A 19,919-nucleotide genomic window follows, 5' to 3' on the forward strand; every position below is an offset into this window, starting at 1 on the left:
GGAAATTGCGTGGCGTTCAGAGCAACAACGCCACCAGCGCGCTCCAACCGGTTTGATGGGATGCGCCGAGACCACGACCGGTTTCGCCGTGGAAGTACTCGTGAAACAGCACCAGGTCCCGGCTCAACGGGTCGGCCTGGAGCTGCGCATAGCCGGCCATCGATGGCCGGCTACCGTTTTCGTCCCGCAGAAACAGCCGTGTCAGACGCTGACTCAAGCTGTCGGCCACCTCTGCAAGCGACGCCAGATAACCTGAACCACTGGGGTATTCGACCGAAAAGTTGTTGTCGTAGTAGCGGTGAAATTCGCGCAGCGACTCAATCAACATGTAGTTGATCGGCATCCACAACGGCCCGCGCCAATTGGAGTTACCGCCGTACAGGCGCGAACCGGATTCCGCCGGCTCATAGTGAGCACATAACTTATTGCCGTTGATCTGCACGGCAAAAGCTTGCCTGGAAAAGGCTTTGGACAAGGAGCGAACGCCGAATTCGGAGAGGAACTCGGCCTCATCGAGCATGCGTTTGAGCAGGTCTTTGGTGCGCTCCCCGCGCAACAGCGCGAGCAACATCCGATTGCCTTCTCCGGGCTCAGTCCAGCGTGACACCAGGCTCGCCAGGTCCGGCCGATGGTGCATGAACCCCAATAATCGCTCACGCAAACCCGGCAGCCCTTCGTGTTCATGCTGTTCCAGCACCTGCACCGCAAACAACGGCATCAGGCCGACGATAGAACGCAAACGCAGCGGTTCGTTGACGCCGTCGGGCCGGTGCAACACGTCGTAGAAAAAATGGTCCTGCTCATCCCACAAACCTTCTTCGGCATAGTCCACCCGGTTGATGGCGCCAGCGATGTAGAGGAAGTGCTCGAAGAACTTCACCGCGATGTCGACGTACACCGGATTGCGCTTGGCCAGTTCCAGGGCGATGCGCATCAAGTCCAGCGCATACGCCGCCACCCACGCCGTACCGTCGGCCTGATCCAGTTGAAAACCTTGCGGTAACACGGCCGAACGGTCGAACAACGCAATGTTGTCCAGCCCGAGAAACCCGCCCTGGAACAGGTTGCGACCTTCGGCATCCTTGCGGTTGACCCACCAGGAAAAATTCAGCAGCAGCTTGTGGAAAATCCGCTCGAGAAAATCCATATCGCCGACACCGGTCAAGGCCTTGTCACGCTGATACACCCGCCAACTGGCCCAGGCATGCACCGGCGGGTTGGCATCGTCGAAACGCCACTCGTAGGCCGGCAGCTGGCCGTTGGGGTGCATAAAGCGGTCTTTGACCAACAGCAGCAGTTGATGCTTGGCAAACCCCGGATCGATCAATGCATAAGCGACGGCCTGAAACCCCAGGTCCCAGGACGCGTACCACGGGTATTCCCAGGTGTCGGGCATGGAAACGATGTCGGCGTTCGACAGATGCCGCCAGTGGGTGTTGCGGATGTGCCGTCGCTCGGGCGGTGGCGCCGGTTGACCGGGGTCGCCATCGAGCCATCGATTGACGTCGAAGTAATACAGCTGCTTGGACCAGAGCAGCCCGGCCAGCGCTTGGCGCTGAACGTTCCGCGCGTCCGGGTCGGGCATCTGTGCTTGCAGCACGGCGTAATAGTCATCGGCCTCGGCATGGCGGCGCTCGAACAGCGCCTTGGCGTTGACCCTCGGTGCGCCGACCGGGGCAAAACGCAGGTAGACGCTTTTGCTCGCCAGCCCATCCAGTTCCAGGACGAAATGCGCCGCCACCCGCGTGCCCGCGTCATGTCGAATCGCCCCCGCTACACCGTCCACCAGATAATCGTTGATGCCATCCTTGAACGGGCCGCTGGCGGCCACGCCATCGAGTTTCGGGTAGTTGGTCTGATTGTCGCAAAACAGCCACTCACACCCCTGCGCGCCCCAGGCACTGAGTTGCCGGTCCGCCAGCATCGGGTGTTGCGCCATGACCGAGTCACCGGCCAGCGTCAGGCTCGGCTTTGGTCCATCACCGCCCCAACTCCAGGTGTTGCGTGCCCACACCTGCGGTAGCACCCGCAGACGCGCCGGCTGATCAGAACGGTTGTGCACGCTGACCCGCATCAACAGGTCGTCCGGGCTGTGCTTGGCGTATTCCACCGTCACATCGAAGTAGCGGTCGTCCTCGAACACCCCGGTATCGAGGATTTCATACTCGCCATCGTCCAGCCCGCGACGGGCGTTTTCGGCCACCAGGTCGGTATAGGGAAACGCCACCTGCGGGTATTTGTAGAGCATGCGCATGTAGGCATGGCTCGGCACCCCGTCGACATAGAAATACAGCTCCTTGACGTCCTCGCCGTGATTGCCTTCGGCATTGTTCAGGCCAAAAAGGCGCTCCTTGAGAATCGGATCGCGTTCGTTCCACAGCCCCAACCCGAGGCACCAGTGCTGGGCCTTGTCGCAGAACCCCGCCAACCCGTCCTCGCCCCAACGGTAAGCCCGGCTGCGCGCGTGCTCATGGGGAAAATAGCACCAGACATCGCCATCGGCGCTGTAATCCTCGCGCACCGTGCCCCACTGCCGTTCACTCAAGTACGGCCCCCACTCGCGCCAGCGCTCAGCCTCATCACCGGCCAAACGTTGACCTTCGACGGTGTCGAGAATGTTCGCGGTTGACTGTGCTGTCATGGGAACGTCCATTGTTTCTTCGGGTGGTTTGCAGTGTAGAGCGAGGACTCGCACTGATGCACACCGCGTCCTGCTCATTGCGCTCGAGTTCAGATGGACGCTTGTTCTACACTGCTGGGCTCTTTACGTCAGCGACTGCTTATGGACATCGATCTCGCCCGCACCTTCCTGGAAATCGTTCGCTACGGCAGTCTGGCGGCCGCCGCCGAAAAGCTCCACGTCACCCAGACCGCGATCACCGCGCGGGTACAGAAACTCGAAAACCAGCTCGCCAGCACCCTGTTCGTGCGCAATCGCGCCGGCGCCCGCCTGACTGCCGACGGCGAAGCCTTTGTGGTGTACGCCAATCAGTTGGTACAGACATGGGAAGCGGCGCGCCGGGATCTGCCGTTGCCGGAAGGCTACCGCAATGTACTGCACATTGGCGGCGAGGTCAGTTTGTGCAACCCGCTGATGCTCAGTTGGGCCCGTGAACTGCGCGAGAAGATCCCCAGCCATGCCTTGCGCACAGAAATCCGCGACGGCGAAAACCTGCTGCGTCAGTTGGAAATGGGCGTGCTGGATGCTGCACTGGTGTTCCAGCCCGAGTACTGGCCACGGCTGCAAGTGGAACAGTTGCTGGAGGAAAAACTCATCCTGGTGCGCCTGCCGGACAGGCCCGAGCCCTACGTCTACATCGACTGGGGCAAAGAGTTTCGCCGCCAGCACGACGCAGCGTTGCCGGACAAGGCCAAAGCCGCGTTGAGCTTCAACCTCGGCCCTCTGGCACTGCAGTACATCCTGCAAAACGGTGGCGCCGGTTATTTCCGTACGCGGGTGGTCCAGACCTACCTCGACAGCGGCGTGCTGGAGCGGGTGCCCAAAGCCCCGGAATTCAGCTACCCGACCTATCTGGTGTACTCGCGGGACCGCGACTCGGCAGTGCTGCAACAGGCGTTCGAGTTGTTACGCGAACTGGTCAAGACCGACAGCGACTGGTCGCAACGCTGGGATCCGTTGATCTGAGCAATCTCCGCACCCGTTCGGCGTGAATACCCACCCATTCCCAACCTCCATTGGCCAGATAATTTCGCGGCGACTAGTCTTGTCTTTATAAGAACGACAACAGGTGATCGCGGTGAGGCAAACCACGCAGGCGTTTCGTACCCGCTACCGGGCCGATATCCATCGGTTCTACAACCCGTGGCTGCACGGTGGTTTTGTACTGACCTTCGGTTTGCTGGGCATCACGCTGTTCTGGAGCACCGTGCATCAGGTGCAACCCCTGGAATGGCTGGCGGTGCCGCTGACGCTGTTGTTTTTCAATGTCGGCGTCTACGTGGTACACCGCCATCTTGGCCATCACAAAAAAACCTTTGCGCGGCTGTTCTATGCCCGGCACGCCGGCGATCACCACAGTTTTTTTGCCCCTGGCTACATGGCCTACGACACGGCGCGCGACTGGCGGGTGATTCTGTTTCCGGCCTGGCTGATCGTGCTGCATAGCCTGGTGATCACCCTGCCCGCCTGGTGGCTGCTCAAACAGCTCAATGGCAACGTCGCCGGGCTGTTCGCCGGTTGCATGATCCTCGGCTACCTGACCTACGAGGTGTTTCACGCCTGCGAGCATCTGCCACCAGGCAACCCTGCCACCCGCCTGCCGTGGATTCGCCAGATGCGCCGTCTGCACGAACTGCATCACCGTCGCGAGCTGATGCAGGAGCGTAATTTCAATATCGTTTTCCCGTTGATGGACTACCTGTTCGGCACGCTGTACTGGGAAGCTGAACCCGATCATTCGCACCTCCAAACGACGAGAGCGCCCATGACCCGCCTGCAGCACCAGGTCGACATCGCGCGCGACCCGATCGCCGTGCTCGCCTACGCCAGCACCGCGACACGCTGGCCCGAGTGGCACCCGTCATCGCTGAAGGTCGACGGCCAGCCAGGGTCGCTGCACGCGGGCGCACGCTTTGAAGAGGACATCCATGCCGGTGGCCGGGCCGGGCATTTGAGCTGGGAGGTCAACGAGTACCTGCCGGGCCGCCGCTGGAGCGCTCGCGCTCTGGGTGATCATGGCCTGGAACTGCTGCTGACTTATGAATGCGCCAGCGAGGGTGACGGCACGCGCTTCGTTCGCACCCTGGAATACCGCTTCAGCGGTCTGCTGATGCGCCTGGTCAATCAACTGCTGCTCAAGCGGCGTATCGAACACGAATCGGCGGCCTCGATGCTGGCCCTGCGCGACATGGTGCAGCAGACGATCCCGACCCAGACAGGAGCAGTCGCCTGATGAACAAGATGCCACGTCGACTCAGCGTTCGCGGGGTTCTGATAGTTGTGCTGGTGGTGGTCGGCCTGTTCCTGCTGCTGTCGCCGACCAAGGTTCAATCGGTGGCCTGGACGCCACAACCGGAAGGGGCATCGCCAACCTGCAGGATGCCCGCAACGGCAATGACTCACCGATCACCACGGTTCGCGGGTACGCCGACAGATTGTATTTCGGCTCGCTGAAGTCCAGCCACATGGCGCGTTGCCATTGGCCAACGCGTTGCGACACCCGCAATAGACTGCAACACGGGGGCGGCATTGCGCCCCCGTACGCAGGTTACGCTCTGGAAGAGCCGTTTAGACTTTTGGAGATTTCGTCTTTGAGCGAAAGGCGTTTTTCCTTGAGCTTCCTCACTTTGTCATCCGCCAGAGCCTGGGCTTCCGCCTCCAGGACCCGTTTGTCGATTTCCGTATATTTATCCAGCAGCGCATTCAGATGGGGATCAATGGCACGCTTTTGCTGTATGACTTCCTTTGAGTAGCTCAGGTCCTGAGGCAGGTCATGGTTCACCGGCATGGAACACCTCCGTTTGTTGATCGGTGGCGAACGCCTTGGCGCGCGTTCGCCAGTTATCAGAATGGCCTCGCCCGGCGGTTGTTGTCGACCATCAATCAAACCAGCGGTGCCCGTTGGTCGGACGTGCCGTTATCGTTACTGTATTTCTTCATTGCCCTCAACCACCAGAATAGTCTCCTGCCCGCCCCTGTGCTGAGCACCGCGCGTCGGCAATCCCGGTATGGCCGCCGCTCTGTTTGACGAAGCCAAACACCCTGCCTAACCCTCTATCGCGCAACCACCACAAAATCGTAGGGAAAGGGCTGTCCTCCTAGCGTAAAGCAACGTACTTTACGCCCCCTTATTACAAGGACGTTCAGGGGGACGTGAGTGGGATCTTATCGACTGTTGCTGGCTATCCTTGTGGCCATTTCTCATATGGGTATAACCGTTGTGGGGCTGAATGTCGGCGTTATTGCCGTGATTTCTTTCTTGATCATCAGCGGCTTTGTAATGACTTCGCTCATCGAGAGGAACTACAGAACGCCTGAATCAATCCACCGGTTTTATGTGGACCGGGTCTTGAGGCTTTACCCACAATTTCTTTTGTACCTGATTGCTTCGTGCGCGGTGATCTACTTCCTGCTGCCGGGAACGCCCCAGGCAACTGAGCTGACCCTGAAGAACATCGTTGCGAACCTTTCGATCATTCCCTTGGGGTTCTATATGTTCGAGGCCGTCGGGACCGGGATCTTGCCGCCTGCCTGGTCGCTGGGGCTCGAAATGTGCTTTTACCTGGTGATACCGTTCCTGATCATCTACAAAGCCCGAGGCCCTGCGTTTGCCCTCTCAACCGTGGTTTTTCTGATTGCCTGCCTTGGCCTGATCAACACCGATGTGTACGGCTACCGATTGCTGCCAGGGGTCCTGTTTATCTTCCTGTGCGGCAGCTACCTGTACAGGGCAGAGGCCAAGGGGCTGGTGATCGCCGCCGGTACGACCGCGGCTGCCGCGCTGATGTTTCTGGCAATCATGACCGGGGTTATCCCGCGCCTGCCCTTCAACGCCGAAGTGACCGCTGGTATTGCCTTGGGAATTCCGGCGGTGTTCCTGCTGAGCAAGCTGAAATTCCACCGAATTGATGAGCTCTTCGGAAACATCAGCTATGGCGTGTTTCTGAATCACTTCGTCGTGATGTATTTCTTCCGTGCGTTCTGGCCCGTTGAATACAGCACGCTTACCGTCACAGCGGTGTTGGTGCTGTCGTTTTTATTGAGCGGCCTATCGTATTACTGCATCGAGCGGCCGGCCCTGAAGCTTCGTCATGCACTTCGGACCGGTGTCAGGTATGGGGACGAACAACTACAGCGTGTTGAGGTAACCGTCTAGCGCACGTGCTGACCCGGCCTTCGGTTCAATGAAAATCCCGGCTGTGCACGCTGATGCCGTTGAGCAACGAGCTCAGGTCGCTCAAGCGTCCGGCGATCAGGTGCCGGACGTCGCCGACCTTCTCCCAGCGCCCGTCGACCTTGAGCAGTTGCGAGCCAATCAATGCTTTGCGCTGGCGCTCGGCGAGGTCGCGCCAGACCACGACGTTAATGTTGCCGAACTCATCTTCAAGGGTCACGAACGTCACACCACTGGCCGTGCCCGGGCGTTGGCGGCCGGTGACCAAGCCGGCGACGCTGACGTTGCGCCCATGTTCGACCTCCAACAGCTCCCGTGAACTGCGACAACGTCGGGCACGCAACTCATCGCGCAACAAGGCCAATGGATGCGGGCCGAGGGTGGTGCCGACGCTGCTGTAGTCGGCTTGCAGGTCCTCGCTCACGGTCGGTTTGGGCAACACCACGCAAGGTTCTTCCTGGCTCGGCAACCCGGCGAACAGCCCCAACTGTTTCTGCACCCCCGCCACTTCCCAACGGGCGCGATGACGATCACCTGCCAGCCTGTGCAACGCTCCCGCGTCGGCCAGTTGCTCCTGGGCACGGGCATCGAGTCGGGCGCGCTCGCCCAGGTCGGCGATGTCGATGAACTCGCCCCGCAAACGCGCCGCTTCGACACGACGGGCGTCGTCTTCGCGAAAACCCTTGATCATGCGCAACCCCAAGCGAATCGCCGGTTGTTCGCCGTCAGTCGGCTCCAGGCTGCAATCCCAATCGCTGGCGGCCACGTCCACCGGGCGGATCTGCAACTGATGTCGGCGCGCGTCCTGGAGAATCTGGTCCGGGCTGTAGAAACCCATCGGCCAGCTGTTGATCAGCGCACAGGCGAATGCCGCCGGCTCATGGCATTTCAGCCAGCAACTGGCGTAGGTCAGCAAGGCGAAACTGGCGGCATGGGACTCGGGAAAACCGTAGCTGCCAAAGCCCTTGATCTGCTCGAAAATCTGCGCGGCGAATTCTTCTGAGTAACCGTTTTTCAGCATGCCTTCACGAAGTCGTTTCTGGTGCGGTTCAAGACCACCGTGACGCTTCCAGGCCGCCATGGAACGGCGCAACTGATCGGCCTCGCCGGGGCTGTAGTCGGCCGCCACAATCGCAATCTGCATGACCTGTTCCTGAAACAACGGCACGCCGAGGGTGCGCTCCAGCACGGCCTCCAGCTCTGGGGAGGGATAAACTGTTTTTTCCTCACCATTACGTCGCCGCAGGTACGGGTGCACCATGCCGCCCTGGATCGGGCCGGGACGGACGATGGCCACCTCGATCACCAAGTCATAGAAGTTTTGGGGCTTGAGTCGGGGCAGCATCGACATCTGCGCCCGGGACTCGATCTGGAACACCCCGATGGTGTCGGCGCGGCTGATCATTTCGTAGGTTTCCGGGTCCTCGGACGGTATGTTGGCCAGGCTCAGGTCCCGCCCGCGATGGTAGCGCAGCAAGTCGAAACAGCGACGAATGGCGCTGAGCATGCCGAGGGCGAGAATGTCGACCTTGAGCAGGCCGACCATGTCCAGATCGTCCTTGTCCCACTGGATGATCGTGCGTTCGGCCATGGCGGCGTTTTCCACCGGCACCAGGCTGTCCAGCGGCTGCTCGGAAATCACGAAACCGCCCGGATGCTGGGACAGGTGCCGGGGGAAGCCGATCAGTTGCCGGGTCAGGCTCAACACCTGGCGCAGCACCGGGCTGTCCGGGTCGAAGCCACCTTCGCGCAGGCGTTCCAGCGGCGGCACATCGTCGCTCCAATGGCCGCAACAATCGGCCAGCGCGTTGACCTGGTCCGGCGGTAAACCGAGGGCCTTGGCCACGTCGCGGATCGCGCCGGCGCCGTGGTAAGTGCTGACCACCGCCGTCAGCGCTGCCCGGGTCCGGCCATAGCGCTGGAACACGTACTGCAAGACTTCTTCGCGGCGTTCGTGTTCAAAGTCGACGTCGATGTCGGGCGGCTCGTTACGCTCTTTGGAGAGGAAGCGCTCGAACAGCATGCTCGTGCGGCTCGGGTCGATTTCGGTGATACCCAAGGCATAACACACTGCCGAGTTGGCGGCCGAACCGCGCCCCTGACACAGAATGCGCTGGCTGCGGGCGAAGCTGACGATGTCTTCGACGGTGAGAAAGTAGCTCTCGTAACCGAGCTCGGCGATCAGCTTCAGTTCCTTTTCGATCAGCGCCATGACCGTGCTGTCCGGCCCCTCAGGCCAACGTCTGCTCAAGCCTTGTTCGGTCAACCGGCGTAACCAGGAGGTCGGCGTCTGCCCTTGCGGCACCAGTTCACGGGGGTATTGGTAACGCAGCTGACCGAGATCAAAGGTGCAGCGTCGGGTAATGATCAGCGTCTCTTCGAGCAACGACGGTGGATACAGCTCGCACAACGCCTCAAGGCTGCGCAAATGCCGCTCGCCATTGGGATGCAAGCGCTGCCCAGCTTCGGCGACCCGCACATGCAGACGAATCGCCGTCATGGTGTCCTGCAAGGCGCGGCGGCCACGGGTATGCATGTGCACGTCGCCGCAGGCCACCGCCGGAATCTGCAACCGGGCAGCCAAGGCCTGCCAATCGGCCAGACGGCGGGCGTCGTTCTGCCCGCAGTGCAACTCGACCGCCAGCCACAACCGCTCGCCGAAAATACCTTTTAGCCAGGCGCCGTGCTCCTGCGCGTCGAGTGCATCCGGCACCCACAACGCCAGCAGCCCGGGTAACGGCTCGCTGAAATCTTCGCGCAGCACCCGGTACTGGCCCTTTTCCGTGCGGCGTCGGGCGTGGGTGATCAGCCGACACAGGGCCTGGTAACCCTCAAGGCTTTCCACCAGCAGCACCAGTTTCGGGCCATTCTCGATGCGCATTTCACTGCCGATGATCAGCGGCAATTCCAGCGCCTTGGCCGCTTGCCAGGCGCGGACGATGCCGGCCAGGGTGCACTCGTCGGTGATCGCCAGGGCCTGGTAGCCCTGGCGTTTGGCCCGTTCGAACAGCTCGCGGGCACTCGATGCCCCCCGCTGGAAACTGAAGTTCGACAGGCAGTGCAGTTCGGCGTAGCCGGCGCTCATGCGAACCAGCCTTGCAGCCACAACGGCCCGGCCTCGCCCACCGCACGATAGGCCCAGGCCTTCGAGCCGGCGCGGGTTTCGATCAGGTAGTAATCGCGGCGTACGTCGGCGCCATCCCACCAGCCGGACTCGATGCGCTCCGGGCCCATAAGGATGCGCGCCGAGCCTTCATGCACAGGTAACGGCTCGCTCAGCAACCAACCGGGACGTTGCACATCAGGCCGCACCGGACAGACCTGACTCTGCGCCCTCGGCTGCCATGCACACTCTGGTCGATGATCGGCCTGAAAACCCAGGCCCTGCACTGCTTCGTCCCCGAGCCGCGCCCGCAAGCGTTCGCGCAGTTGCTCCCAGGGCAAGGACTGTTGCGGGCGCTCGTCGAACAGCTCCCGGCGCTGCGGGACGAAACTCGGCAAGTCCTGCGCCGACAGTCGAAAACCGCGCACCGGAGCCTCGACCTGCACCTGTTCCAGCCGACCGCGCGCCAGTTCGAAGAGCATCGCCGGATCACGCTCGGCACTCAACAAACCGACCTTGATCAGCGTGTCCGGCAACCCGGCGTGCTCCAGATGCAGGTCGAAACGCTGCACGCCGCTGTCCCGGCCACACAGAAACGCCGAAAGATCACCGGTCAGCCGGCGCAACGGGAACAGCAATGCCTGATGAGATTGCACATCGAAATTCAGCTCGATCCGCACATCAAAACGGTCCGGCGGCAGATAAAACCCCAAGGCCAGCGGCCGTTCACCCAACAGGGTATCGAGGTGCTTGAGCACCTGCGCCTCGAAGCGTCGGGCCAGGGTTTGACGCGGCAGCGCCTGAACCTGACTCAAGGTGCGCAAGCCCATGCGCGACAGTGCGGTGGCGACCGGTTGCTCAAGCCCGATGCGGTCGATGGGCATCTGCCCGAGCAATGGCCGCAACGTTGCATTGTCTGGCACCGCCAGACCGTCGTAGGCATTGGCCAGGATCCGTGCGGCCAGCGGATTGGGCGCCGCGACCAGGCGATGGCGAAAACCCAGCGCCGTAAGCTCTGCACGCAACCGCGCCTCGAACTGCGGCCAGGGCCCGAACAATCCCAGACTCGACTCGATTTCAAACAGCACGGCACGCGGGTAATGCACGCTGACCTGGGAGCTGAAGCGGTAGGCCCAGGCGGCGAGAAACTGCTGCCAATGCTCGATTTCGGCCACGTCATAGTCGGCGCAGGCAAAAGCCTTGCTCAAGGCCTGGGCGGCGGTCATCGACTGGCCGGGGCGCAACCCCAGTGCCCGCGCCGACTCATTGACCGCCTGCAACACCCGGCGCTGCGCCGGGCCGCTCAGCAGTGCCAGCGGCTCGCCAGGATCGCTGCGCTGACGCAACACCGCGTCCAGCGCCAACTGCGGGAAAAGGATACAGACCCAGCGCATGCCAACCTCACTGCCCCGTGGCGAAGGCAATTGGCGCCGAACGGGCCAGCCCGCCACGGCACTTGAGCACCCTTAACTGCGCAGGCCTCGAATCGATGGCGATGCGCAGGGCCGCCGGCGAAGGGTTGATGGCGTCCTTGAGCGAGCGATAGGCAAACGCCAGGGTCTGCCCGGTTTCCGCCGCCACCTGCAAGCGACGCAAGGCGCGATCATCGGCCTGTTGCGGCCAGCACAACACCGCCCCGCAACTGCCCGAGCGCAGGCATTGTTCCGCCGCCCACAGCGCCTCGCGGTCACTGGCCTGGATGATCGACAACTGCCGCAGATCCACCCCGGCGTTCTGCCAGGCCTGGGGATACGGCACATACGGCGGCGCCACCAGCACCACTCGCTCACCGGCGGCTGTCAGCCGGGCCAGGACCGGCCAGACCAGTTGCAACTCGCCCACGCCCTGCCCGGCGATAAGGATTTCCGTCAGCGCCGCTTCCGGCCAGCCGCCCGTAGGTAAAACGGCGTCCAGCAACCCATGCCCGGTCGGCTGCGGGCTGACGCTGGGTGGCGCAGGCCGGCCCTTCCAGACCTGGCCGCCATTGAACAGCGTATCCAGCGCAACGACGGCGCCCATCACCCTTGCCTCACCAGACCACAGAACACCCCTTCAATCGCCAGGTCCTGATCGGCGTTGACCACAATGGGGCTGTAAGCCGGGTTGCGCGGCAATAACCGCACGCTGTCCCCTGCCCGTTCAAAGCGTTTGATGGTGACTTCACCCTCAAGCCGCGCAACGACGATCTGGCCGTTCTGCACCTCGGCACTGCGGCGTACGCCCACCAGATCACCGTCGAGGATGCCGTCGCCGATCATCGAATCGCCCTGAACCCGCAGCAGGTAGTCCGGCGTGCGCGAGAACATCGACGGATCCAGCCACAAGCGGCTGTGAACCTCGGCATCGACGCCCATCGGCGCACCGGCGGCCACCCGCCCGAGTACCGGGATGTCCAGCAGCTCGGGGCGGGGCGGTTGATTGACCAAGCGAATACCGCGGGCCTGATGCGCATTGACCTCGATAAAACCGGCCTCGGTCAGCGCCACCACATGCTTGCGCGCCACGCTGCGCGAGGCAAAGCCAAACGCCTCGCTGATTTCAGCGAGGCTCGGTGGCTGGCCTTGCTGCGCGATGCGGTCGCGGATGAAGGTCAGGATGGCGGTACGGCGGGGAGTCAAAGTCGTCATGGAGTACATTTGTACTCTTCTCGGATTTCCCTGACAAGAACCGCCAGTCGTGAGACTCAGCCTAGGCCGCGTCTATATCCGTCTTCAGCCGATGTTCAGCGCACGCAAATCCAGCTGACCCTTGTTGAGTGGCGGGCACCAGTAGTAGCCGCCGGTGATCGGTCGGCTCATGCGGTACAGACCGTCAACGATGCCATCTTCCAGACCGCTCATGCGACGCAGTTGGGCCTCGAACGCGTTGAAGGAATGACCGAAGGCCAGGAACATCAGACCGGCACGATCGCCTTCGATCCACGGCATCGAACGGCGCACGATGAACGCTTCGGGCGTGAAGCTTTCCTGGGCGGTGCGTTTGACGTGAGCGGAAACCGGCGCGTCGTCGAGTTCTTCGTTGTCGCTCTTGCGACGGCCGATGATGTTGTCCTGCTCATGGGACGGCATCGCATTAAAACCGTTCAGGTCATGCTGCCACTGCTGGATCGCGGCGAAACTGCCACCCACCGGACTGTCCTCGCCCTCGGCCACCAGCGCTGCGGCAACGGCGGCTTCGTCGTGGGGGTTTTCGGTGCCGTCTTCGTAACCCGTCAGGTCGTAGCCGCTCATGTGACGGAAGGCTTCGTTCATCTGCATCAGGCGCAACGCAGGTGCCAGCGCGACTTCAAGAGCGCGGCTACGGTTGAGCAGCTCGCCGCGGTCCTCACCGTGCAGCCAGCACCACAGTGCGTGCTGGGTCGAAGGGTTATCGACGCCAACACCGATCATTGCCGGGAACGGTCGCAACCCTGCCACTTTCGCGCCCAGGGCATTCACCAGCGACTTGCCAAAACCGACCACCGCCGACTTGCCGTCCACCAGCTTCATCAGGTTCTCGAGCGCAGCCGGCAGAGCATCGGCGGATTCGAGGGCGAAAAACAGATGACGCGCCTGAGGCGGAACGGGGGTGGCGAGGATGCCCGGCTGGTAGTAACTCATGAGAACTCCTTCTAGAAAGGCACGAAGTTTACCCGGCACATGGCGGTTTGTGTGCGTTGGAAGGTACAAGACCGGAGCAGACAGGAAACTGTGCTGATGCCGTTCAAATCCTCGTAGCAGCTGCCGCAGGCTGCGTTCGGCTTGGTCCCCGCTCGGGCGTAGCAGTCGTAAACCCGGTATGCACGGCCATCCTGACGCACCGCAGCGTCTGATTTCACGACTGCTACGCAGCCGAACGCCACCTGCGGCAGCTGCTACAGGGACGGGTGATGTCTGGGATTATGACCAGTCTCGAACGAGACGGTCGAAGGCCCGCGATGAGTATCGCGGGCCGTGTTACCGGGTTAACGCGTGATTACATCCAGTTGGCCGCCAGCACAGGCTGCAACACCTGCTGCTCGGCAGCACCGAAGGTCATGGTCGCCGGTGCCGCCGGCGCGAACGCCGCCATGGCCTGGACCAGGTGCTCGACATCATTGCTCATCAACCGATGGTGGTCCCCGGCCATGATGTCCCGTGGACGTTCAGGGGTACTGGCATACCAGTTATGCAGCGTGACTTCCTGCTTGCTGCCAATGACAGAGATCTGCAGGTCCTGGCCTTTGTGCTGGAACCACAGATGATCGGGGTTGATGTCCTTACCGAACACCAGATCGCCACTCGCGCTGCTGAACTCGATGTCATTGACCCCGTGCCCGACTTCAACCGTCGGCATGTTGCCGCTGACCACCACCTTATTATTGCCATCCCCCAGTTTTACCGCGGAGAAACGCCCGGAGTCGGTAATGATGTTGTTGCCATGGCCAACCGTGAGTTTGTCGACTTCACCCGTCACGACGTTATTGCCATTACCCAAGGTGATATCGCCCCATTTGCCTGTCACATTCACCTTGTTGTCACCATTGCCGGCAACCACTTTGGCACTCGACGCCTCCACGTTGATGGTCTTGCTCTCATCCCCCAGGGTGACATTGGCAAAGAACCCCTTGACCGTCATGGTGTTGGGGTCAGTGACCACAGGTGCGGGGTCCACTGCCGGAGTTTTGGTTCTGTCACGGATCGAAGCATACGAGAAGTCCCAAGTGTCAGCCGGCACCGAGATCGCAATATCAGGAACGGTGATCCGTGGGAGGGTCGGGATATCAAGGTCTCGGTGAGCGATATCGACGACAGGTATATCCGGAATGACAATCGGCCTTGGGCTCGGAATATCAATCGGTGTGCGCCACGTCGTATCGCGTCCGACGGACCCGATATCGGGTACCCGAATATCGGGCACGCGGATATCCGGCACCGTCACCGTCACTGGAACCGTCACTGGCCCCACTGGCGTGGGCGTTGGACGCCCCCAGGTTCTGCCACGGGCCGAAACATACGAGAAGTCCGAATCGTCAACCGGCACCGGGATCGCATCATCGAACTTGAGCCGAGGGTCTGGCGAAACCGCAATGTCAGGAACGGTGACCCGTGGGCGGGTCGGGATAACAAGGTCTCGGTGAGTGCTTTCGATGACAGGACTATCCGGAATGACAATCTGCCTTGGGCTCGGAGTATCAATCGGCGTGCGCACGACCGGTGCGATATCCGGCCCTTTCGAAGGTTCCAAAGAACCGACACCGCGCTCGGCGAGAATCTGCTCAATGGTTTTGCGTTCAGGGACCGTCGTCGCACCGCGATTCGCATCACGCTCGGCAAGGATCTGCTCAACGGTTTTGTGTTCTGGCATCTTCGGGTTCAGATCAACACCGCGCTCTGCCAGGATCTGATCAATTGTCTTGGTGTCCGGCAGTTTGATGTCCGGGATCGTGACGGATGGCCGCAATACCGGGTCAATCGTCGGAACGCTCGTGGTCGGATGCAGATCTACGGGAGGAAGTGGCCCGACCGTCGGCACCACGTCAGGCCCGTGCTCGGCGAAGAGAAAGTCCGACGCACTGACCTGTGCAACGTCCAGCGCATCCAGATACACCAGACTGGTATTCGAACCCGGGCCATTGGCGCCGGCAAGTGCCACATTCACCCCATGGATCTGCGACAGGCCATTGATGGTGCCACGGTTCTGCTGGGCGATGATCAATTGGCTGAAATCGGTAATCCCGGTCTGGCGCAGATCGATTTTATCGATGCCGTGACGGAACCCGCGCAACGCGTTGTTATAGTCCTTCGCGCCAGGCTGGGCAGCCACCACGAACACATCCGAGGTCGCGCTGTCATGGCTGTAGACCGTGCCGCTCAGAGAGAACACCGAGCCGCTGAGCTGGACGCCATTGCTGCCGCCCTTAAGCACCACAGTGCCCAGGCCTTCTTGCGGTTGAACCGCGTGAGCATCGCTGTTGACGTAAGCCGTCGGCGCCACAAAGCTGTCCTGGAACTTGAAGTTCGCGGCGGTGATGCCAGCGAGTGCCTGATTTTTCAGGACAATGCTCTGGCCCTTGCCCAGGTCAACCTTGACGTCCGCCCCCTGCTGCGTCAGCTGCAGATCGGCGAATTTCTTCCCGGCAAACCCCACCAGATCGACGATTTCGCCACGGGCAGCTTCGAAGTTGCTGATGGTATCGCTGCCCGCATCGCGTCGATGGACCACAAAGAAGTCCTTGCCGGTACCACCCACCAGGCTGTTATTGCCTCGCCCGCCGTCCAGCAATGCATCGGCCGCACCGGCGATCAGCGTGTCGTTGCCATCGCCCGTGACGATGTTCTGAATGGTCGACGGGTTGTTCACCTTCAACGCGGTACCGCCGATGCTGGCAACACCGGTCAGCAGGTTGACCGAGGTATCCCCCGAGACCGCTGCCGCATTGAGGGTATTGCGCCCGCCCGCCACACCATTGACGGCATCATCGAGCACCGCACGGTTGGCTTGCACGAGCACCGACTTGACGTATTCATCGGTATAGAAATAGGTGTCGTCCGGGCTGGCCTTGCTGCCATACAAACGCAGCGACCAGCTGTTGAGCGTGACCGGCAGACCGGAGGCCGAATCAGTCACCTGCAACGTCCAGTTGCCAGCCGACCGTTCACCAAAGTCATGAGTCGTCATAAAGGTGTACTTGAACGCACCGGACTGCGTGCTGCCGACATCGCTCGCACTCGCACCCGGCATGCCGTCCGGGACCTTGCCCTGACGGTTGAGCAGCACGCTCTGGGTGCCGTCCGGGGAAATCAGTTTGAGCGTCAGATCGCCAAGACGGCCGACCTGGGCATCGAAATCGATCTCGACATGCTCGACGCTCAGACCAGCATTCATGGCAATGGACGACGTCAGCGTCGCCCCCGCCGCCAACGGTTTTCCAAGCGCACCGCTCGATGCGCTGTAGACGTACTCATTGGTGCCGGTGCTTTGGGTCATCCATGCTTCGGACAAGCGGACGGCGGCCCGCGCATCGACTTCGCCAAAACCGTAATCGTTGCTGGTGTGCATGCCCCCACCGTTCCAGCCGTGGGCAGCGTTGTCGCTCCATTGGGTGGACGGGTCGTTGATCTTGCGCGCCGACAGGGCAAGGATCTGCTGCACATCCCGATAACCCAGGTTCGGGTTGGCCTGCAGCATCAGCGCGACGATGCCGGAGACAATCGGCGCGGCAAAACTGGTGCCTTGCATGCTGGTGTAGTCGTTGCCGAAGGTGGAACCGCGCTCGGTTTCCAGCATATGGCTGGTGGACACAACGTTGCTGCCCGGTGCCGAGACCAGCAGGCTTGCGCCGGGGTTGGAGAACGGTGAAGAGCCGATCTGCAAGGTCGACAAATCGCCTTGGGCGTTGATCGCACCGACTTCGACCGAGAAGCGGTTGTTGTTGGTCATCGACCCCTGGGCATTGCCGCCGGTCGCACGGCTGTTGCCGCCGGCCGTCACAATAATGGTGCCCAATCCGCCACGACCGTTGCTCGCGGCATACTGCGCATTCATGGTCAGCGCAGCGGCAGTATTGATCTGGCCATCCTGCACATTACTCAGAGCGAAATCGTTCGAGAACCCCCAACTGTTGTTGGCAATGTCAAAACTGACCATATGCCCCAACCCGGCGATGTCGGCACCGCTGTTGGCCAGGTAATAACCACCCAGTGTTGCGTCGTAGGCCACGCCCACGCCACCCACACCATTCTTGGCGGCGACCATAACGCCCGCGACCATGGTCGCGTGGTTGGACACCAGCCCCGGCAAAGTGCCGCCCGCCTGTTGAGTCTGCAACCAGGCTTTGTCGACATTCGGCGCCAGATCGGGGTGGGCGACATCAAAGATTTCAGGTGCGGTGGCGAACTGGCCACCCGGCTCGAACTGACCGATGCGCACGCCCTTACCGGTGTAGTCCTTCCAGACCGGCAGCACGTTAGTGTCGCTCAAGTACCATTCCTGAGCCGCCAATGGATCGAGCGGCACTTCAGGGGTCAGCAAGGTGACACCGGCACGCATTGGCGCGGTCTGCCCACTGCCCAGGTCCACCACCGACGCCGACAGGTTGCCGGCCGCATCGGCCACGCCGTATTTGAAACTGATCAGGCCGGTGTAATGCGCGTCCGGGTTGAACAGCACATCGCCCTGGGCCGTGAGGCTGACCGTACCGCCCACCGCGTCACCGACATTGGCGATACGCAGCGCGCCCTGGCTGTTGAGGTGTTGATCGTTGGCCAACAGGCTCTCTGCGGAAATCAAGTGAGTCTGCGTACGATCGAAGACCTTGCCGTCCTTGTCATGGGTCAGCACATCCGCCACCGGCATGGCGTTGGGGGTTTGCAGGTCGACGGCTGAAATATCCGAGAAGTTGAGCTTCTGGATGTTTTTCAGAGTGACCGTGCCGTCACGTCCGGCGACCTTGTCGGCTACTTCATAGCCGCTGTCGGTGCGGGTGATGCGGTAGTCGCCATGGTTGCCGTGCAGCGTCACCAGGTTGATCCCGCCGTCGCCATCGATTGTCGCATTGCCGTGGCCGACTTCGATCACATCGTTACCGGCACCGCCGTAGATTTTATCGGCACCGCCACCGGCGTGAATGATGCTGCCGGCTTCGGAGGCGTAAATGGTGTCGCCCTGAGGCCCGGCGTAGATCACCGCTTTGCCGCTGCCGCCAATGATGGTGTTGTGGCCGGTGCCGCCGACCAGTACGTCGTTGCCCGCCCCGCCCACCAGGGTCGAATTGCCGGAGCCGCCCTTGATGAAGGCGCTGCCGGTGCCGCCGCTCATGATGACGTCGTTGCCGCCGCCACCTTCAGCAATGGTCAAACCGGCCTGAGCCATGTTCAACACCACGCCTTTGTCACCGACGATGATCGCTGTGTCGTGACCGCCATTACCGTGAATATTTACCGGATTGTCCGAAGCACTAATGACAAAAACGTCATCACCTGCTCCGCCGACATAGGTGTTGCTGCCGGCACCGCCCACCAGCCAACCGCCGGCCGGGGCCGCAATCAAGGTGTCGTCGCCGCTGCCGCCGTACAAATTGCTCACACCCAGCTGCGCCGCGTTCAGGGTTTCACCCGTAGTGCTCTGGCTGGCATAAGCCGTCGTAGTGATGCCATTGGTGGTGGAAGTCACGCGCGTGCCGGCGCCCTGAGTGCTCAGGGTGTTGCTGACCGGATCGCCAAGGAAATCGACCGCCAATGCTTCCTGGTTCTTGCCATTAATGGTGAACGAACCGGTGGCGAGCACCTTGTTGCCGTCACGAATTTCGGCACTGGTGGATGCAGCGCGGACGTTGATCTGGGTAATGCCCAGCTCGGCCAGCGTCTTGAGTTCGCCCGCATCGACCTTGGCATCGTGGGTGCCATCGACCCAGACTCGCAGCTTGCTCCAGATCGGGTCGCGTGAATCAATCACTCCGTCCTTGTTCGCATCTTCACTGGCCAGTGCGGCAAAGCCGTCCTTGAAACGTGCCTCGCCAGCAGCGCCATTGACGCCCGCCTTACCGCCGTAATACTCGGAGAACATCTGGCTGACGTCTTTGATCTGGCCGCTACCATCATCGATCACCAGCATGCCTGTGGTGCGATCTGCCCAGCCGCTGCGCTTGAGCGTGCCACTGTGGTCGGTGTCGAACAGCACGCCATCGCGGATGTCGGTCATGTGCACGCCATTGCCGGTCAAATCCAGCAACAGCGGGTCAACGTAGGTGTTGAACGTGGACATGGCCGACAAACCGTTCAGGGTCACGGCATTGCGCAGGCTGAAATCCGGTTTGCTGCTGTTCGGCGCCTGGTAGAAACTCGACAGATAGGTGTTGGGCCGAGCGTTGGGATCAAGCTGCATTTCACCGGGGCGAACACCACCCGAGGCGAGGCTGGCCATCTGGGTGGAGGTAAAATCGGTTTTGTTGAGAATACCGCCGACGGCAAAGACGTTGTGAGTCGCGGCGTTTTGAATGAAGC

General features: G+C 61.5%; 12 protein-coding genes. 4 read left to right on the forward strand and 8 right to left on the reverse strand.

Annotated features, from left to right (window positions below; all coding sequences use genetic code 11):
* Positions 1-16: 16 nt before the first annotated feature.
* Entirely contained in the window at positions 17-2,641 is a 2,625-nt protein-coding gene (locus tag NTD87_RS21910; protein ID WP_262116270.1) for an MGH1-like glycoside hydrolase domain-containing protein, read from the reverse strand.
* Positions 2,642-2,782: 141 nt separating this feature from the next.
* On the opposite strand from NTD87_RS21910, the gene NTD87_RS21915 reads away from it, so the two are divergent.
* From NTD87_RS21915 to NTD87_RS28155, 3 genes are all read left to right on the forward strand, one after another.
* Complete coding sequence (locus NTD87_RS21915) at positions 2,783-3,646, forward strand: LysR family transcriptional regulator (RefSeq protein WP_262116271.1); 864 nt, start codon at positions 2,783-2,785, stop codon at positions 3,644-3,646.
* A 112-nt stretch (positions 3,647-3,758) separates the two neighbouring features.
* The gene (locus NTD87_RS21920) at positions 3,759-4,913 is read left to right on the forward strand and encodes a sterol desaturase/SRPBCC family protein (protein ID WP_262116272.1); all 1,155 of its coding nucleotides are present in this window, start codon (positions 3,759-3,761) and stop codon (positions 4,911-4,913) included.
* On the forward strand, positions 4,913-5,134 hold the full coding sequence (locus NTD87_RS28155) for a hypothetical protein (RefSeq protein WP_410017504.1): 222 nt from the start codon (positions 4,913-4,915) through the stop codon (positions 5,132-5,134). Before NTD87_RS21920 ends, NTD87_RS28155 begins: the two co-directional genes overlap by 1 nt.
* A 94-nt stretch (positions 5,135-5,228) precedes the next feature.
* On the opposite strand, the gene NTD87_RS21930 is transcribed toward NTD87_RS28155, so the two are convergent.
* Positions 5,229-5,468: a YdcH family protein gene (locus tag NTD87_RS21930; RefSeq protein ID WP_262116273.1), complete on the reverse strand. Its 240-nt coding sequence runs from the start codon at positions 5,466-5,468 to the stop codon at positions 5,229-5,231.
* A gap of 369 nt (positions 5,469-5,837) precedes the next feature.
* Between NTD87_RS21930 and NTD87_RS21935 the strand changes: the two genes are divergently transcribed.
* Positions 5,838-6,836 (forward strand): acyltransferase family protein, encoded by a 999-nt coding sequence (locus NTD87_RS21935; protein ID WP_262116274.1) that lies wholly within the window; start codon positions 5,838-5,840, stop codon positions 6,834-6,836.
* A gap of 25 nt (positions 6,837-6,861) precedes the next feature.
* Here NTD87_RS21935 and NTD87_RS21940 read toward each other — a convergent pair whose 3' ends face one another.
* The 6 genes from NTD87_RS21940 to NTD87_RS21965 all read right to left on the reverse strand — a co-directional run bounded on the left by NTD87_RS21940 (position 6,862) and on the right by NTD87_RS21965 (position 19,839).
* A complete protein-coding gene (locus NTD87_RS21940) occupies positions 6,862-9,960 on the reverse strand; it encodes an error-prone DNA polymerase (RefSeq protein ID WP_262116275.1) in 3,099 nt (1,032 codons plus the stop codon).
* Positions 9,936-11,351 (reverse strand): Y-family DNA polymerase, encoded by a 1,416-nt coding sequence (locus NTD87_RS21945; RefSeq protein ID WP_262116276.1) that lies wholly within the window; start codon positions 11,349-11,351, stop codon positions 9,936-9,938. The genes NTD87_RS21940 and NTD87_RS21945 overlap by 25 nt, the downstream gene beginning before the upstream one ends.
* A 7-nt stretch (positions 11,352-11,358) precedes the next feature.
* Positions 11,359-11,976 (reverse strand): translesion DNA synthesis-associated protein ImuA, encoded by a 618-nt coding sequence (gene imuA, locus NTD87_RS21950; protein ID WP_262116277.1) that lies wholly within the window; start codon positions 11,974-11,976, stop codon positions 11,359-11,361.
* On the reverse strand, positions 11,976-12,593 hold the full coding sequence (lexA, locus tag NTD87_RS21955) for a transcriptional repressor LexA (protein WP_262116278.1): 618 nt from the start codon (positions 12,591-12,593) through the stop codon (positions 11,976-11,978). Before lexA ends, imuA begins: the two co-directional genes overlap by 1 nt.
* A gap of 75 nt (positions 12,594-12,668) precedes the next feature.
* Entirely contained in the window at positions 12,669-13,556 is an 888-nt protein-coding gene (locus tag NTD87_RS21960) for a Dyp-type peroxidase (RefSeq protein WP_262116279.1), read from the reverse strand.
* 355 nt (positions 13,557-13,911) lie between these two features.
* A complete protein-coding gene (locus NTD87_RS21965; RefSeq protein ID WP_262116378.1) occupies positions 13,912-19,839 on the reverse strand; it encodes a S8 family serine peptidase in 5,928 nt (1,975 codons plus the stop codon).
* Positions 19,840-19,919 lie beyond the last annotated feature (80 nt).

Origin of the sequence: Pseudomonas sp. 6D_7.1_Bac1, from assembly GCF_025465945.1 — a bacterium.
Taxonomy (GTDB): domain Bacteria; phylum Pseudomonadota; class Gammaproteobacteria; order Pseudomonadales; family Pseudomonadaceae; genus Aquipseudomonas.

Excerpts from the sequence above, each read along its gene's own strand:
- NTD87_RS28155 (WP_410017504.1), top strand. The coding sequence starts at position 4,913 with ATGAACAAGATGCCACGTCGACTCAGCGTTCGCGGGGTTCTGATAGTT.
- NTD87_RS21965 (WP_262116378.1), bottom strand. The coding sequence starts at position 19,839 with ATGGCCAGCCTCGCCTCGGGTGGTGTTCGCCCCGGTGAAATGCAGCTT.
- NTD87_RS21960 (WP_262116279.1), bottom strand. The coding sequence starts at position 13,556 with ATGAGTTACTACCAGCCGGGCATCCTCGCCACCCCCGTTCCGCCTCAG.
- lexA (WP_262116278.1), bottom strand. The coding sequence starts at position 12,593 with ATGTACTCCATGACGACTTTGACTCCCCGCCGTACCGCCATCCTGACC.
- imuA (WP_262116277.1), bottom strand. The coding sequence starts at position 11,976 with ATGGGCGCCGTCGTTGCGCTGGATACGCTGTTCAATGGCGGCCAGGTC.
- NTD87_RS21915 (WP_262116271.1), top strand. The coding sequence starts at position 2,783 with ATGGACATCGATCTCGCCCGCACCTTCCTGGAAATCGTTCGCTACGGC.
- NTD87_RS21945 (WP_262116276.1), bottom strand. The coding sequence starts at position 11,351 with ATGCGCTGGGTCTGTATCCTTTTCCCGCAGTTGGCGCTGGACGCGGTG.
- NTD87_RS21930 (WP_262116273.1), bottom strand. The coding sequence starts at position 5,468 with ATGCCGGTGAACCATGACCTGCCTCAGGACCTGAGCTACTCAAAGGAA.
- NTD87_RS21910 (WP_262116270.1), bottom strand. The coding sequence starts at position 2,641 with ATGACAGCACAGTCAACCGCGAACATTCTCGACACCGTCGAAGGTCAA.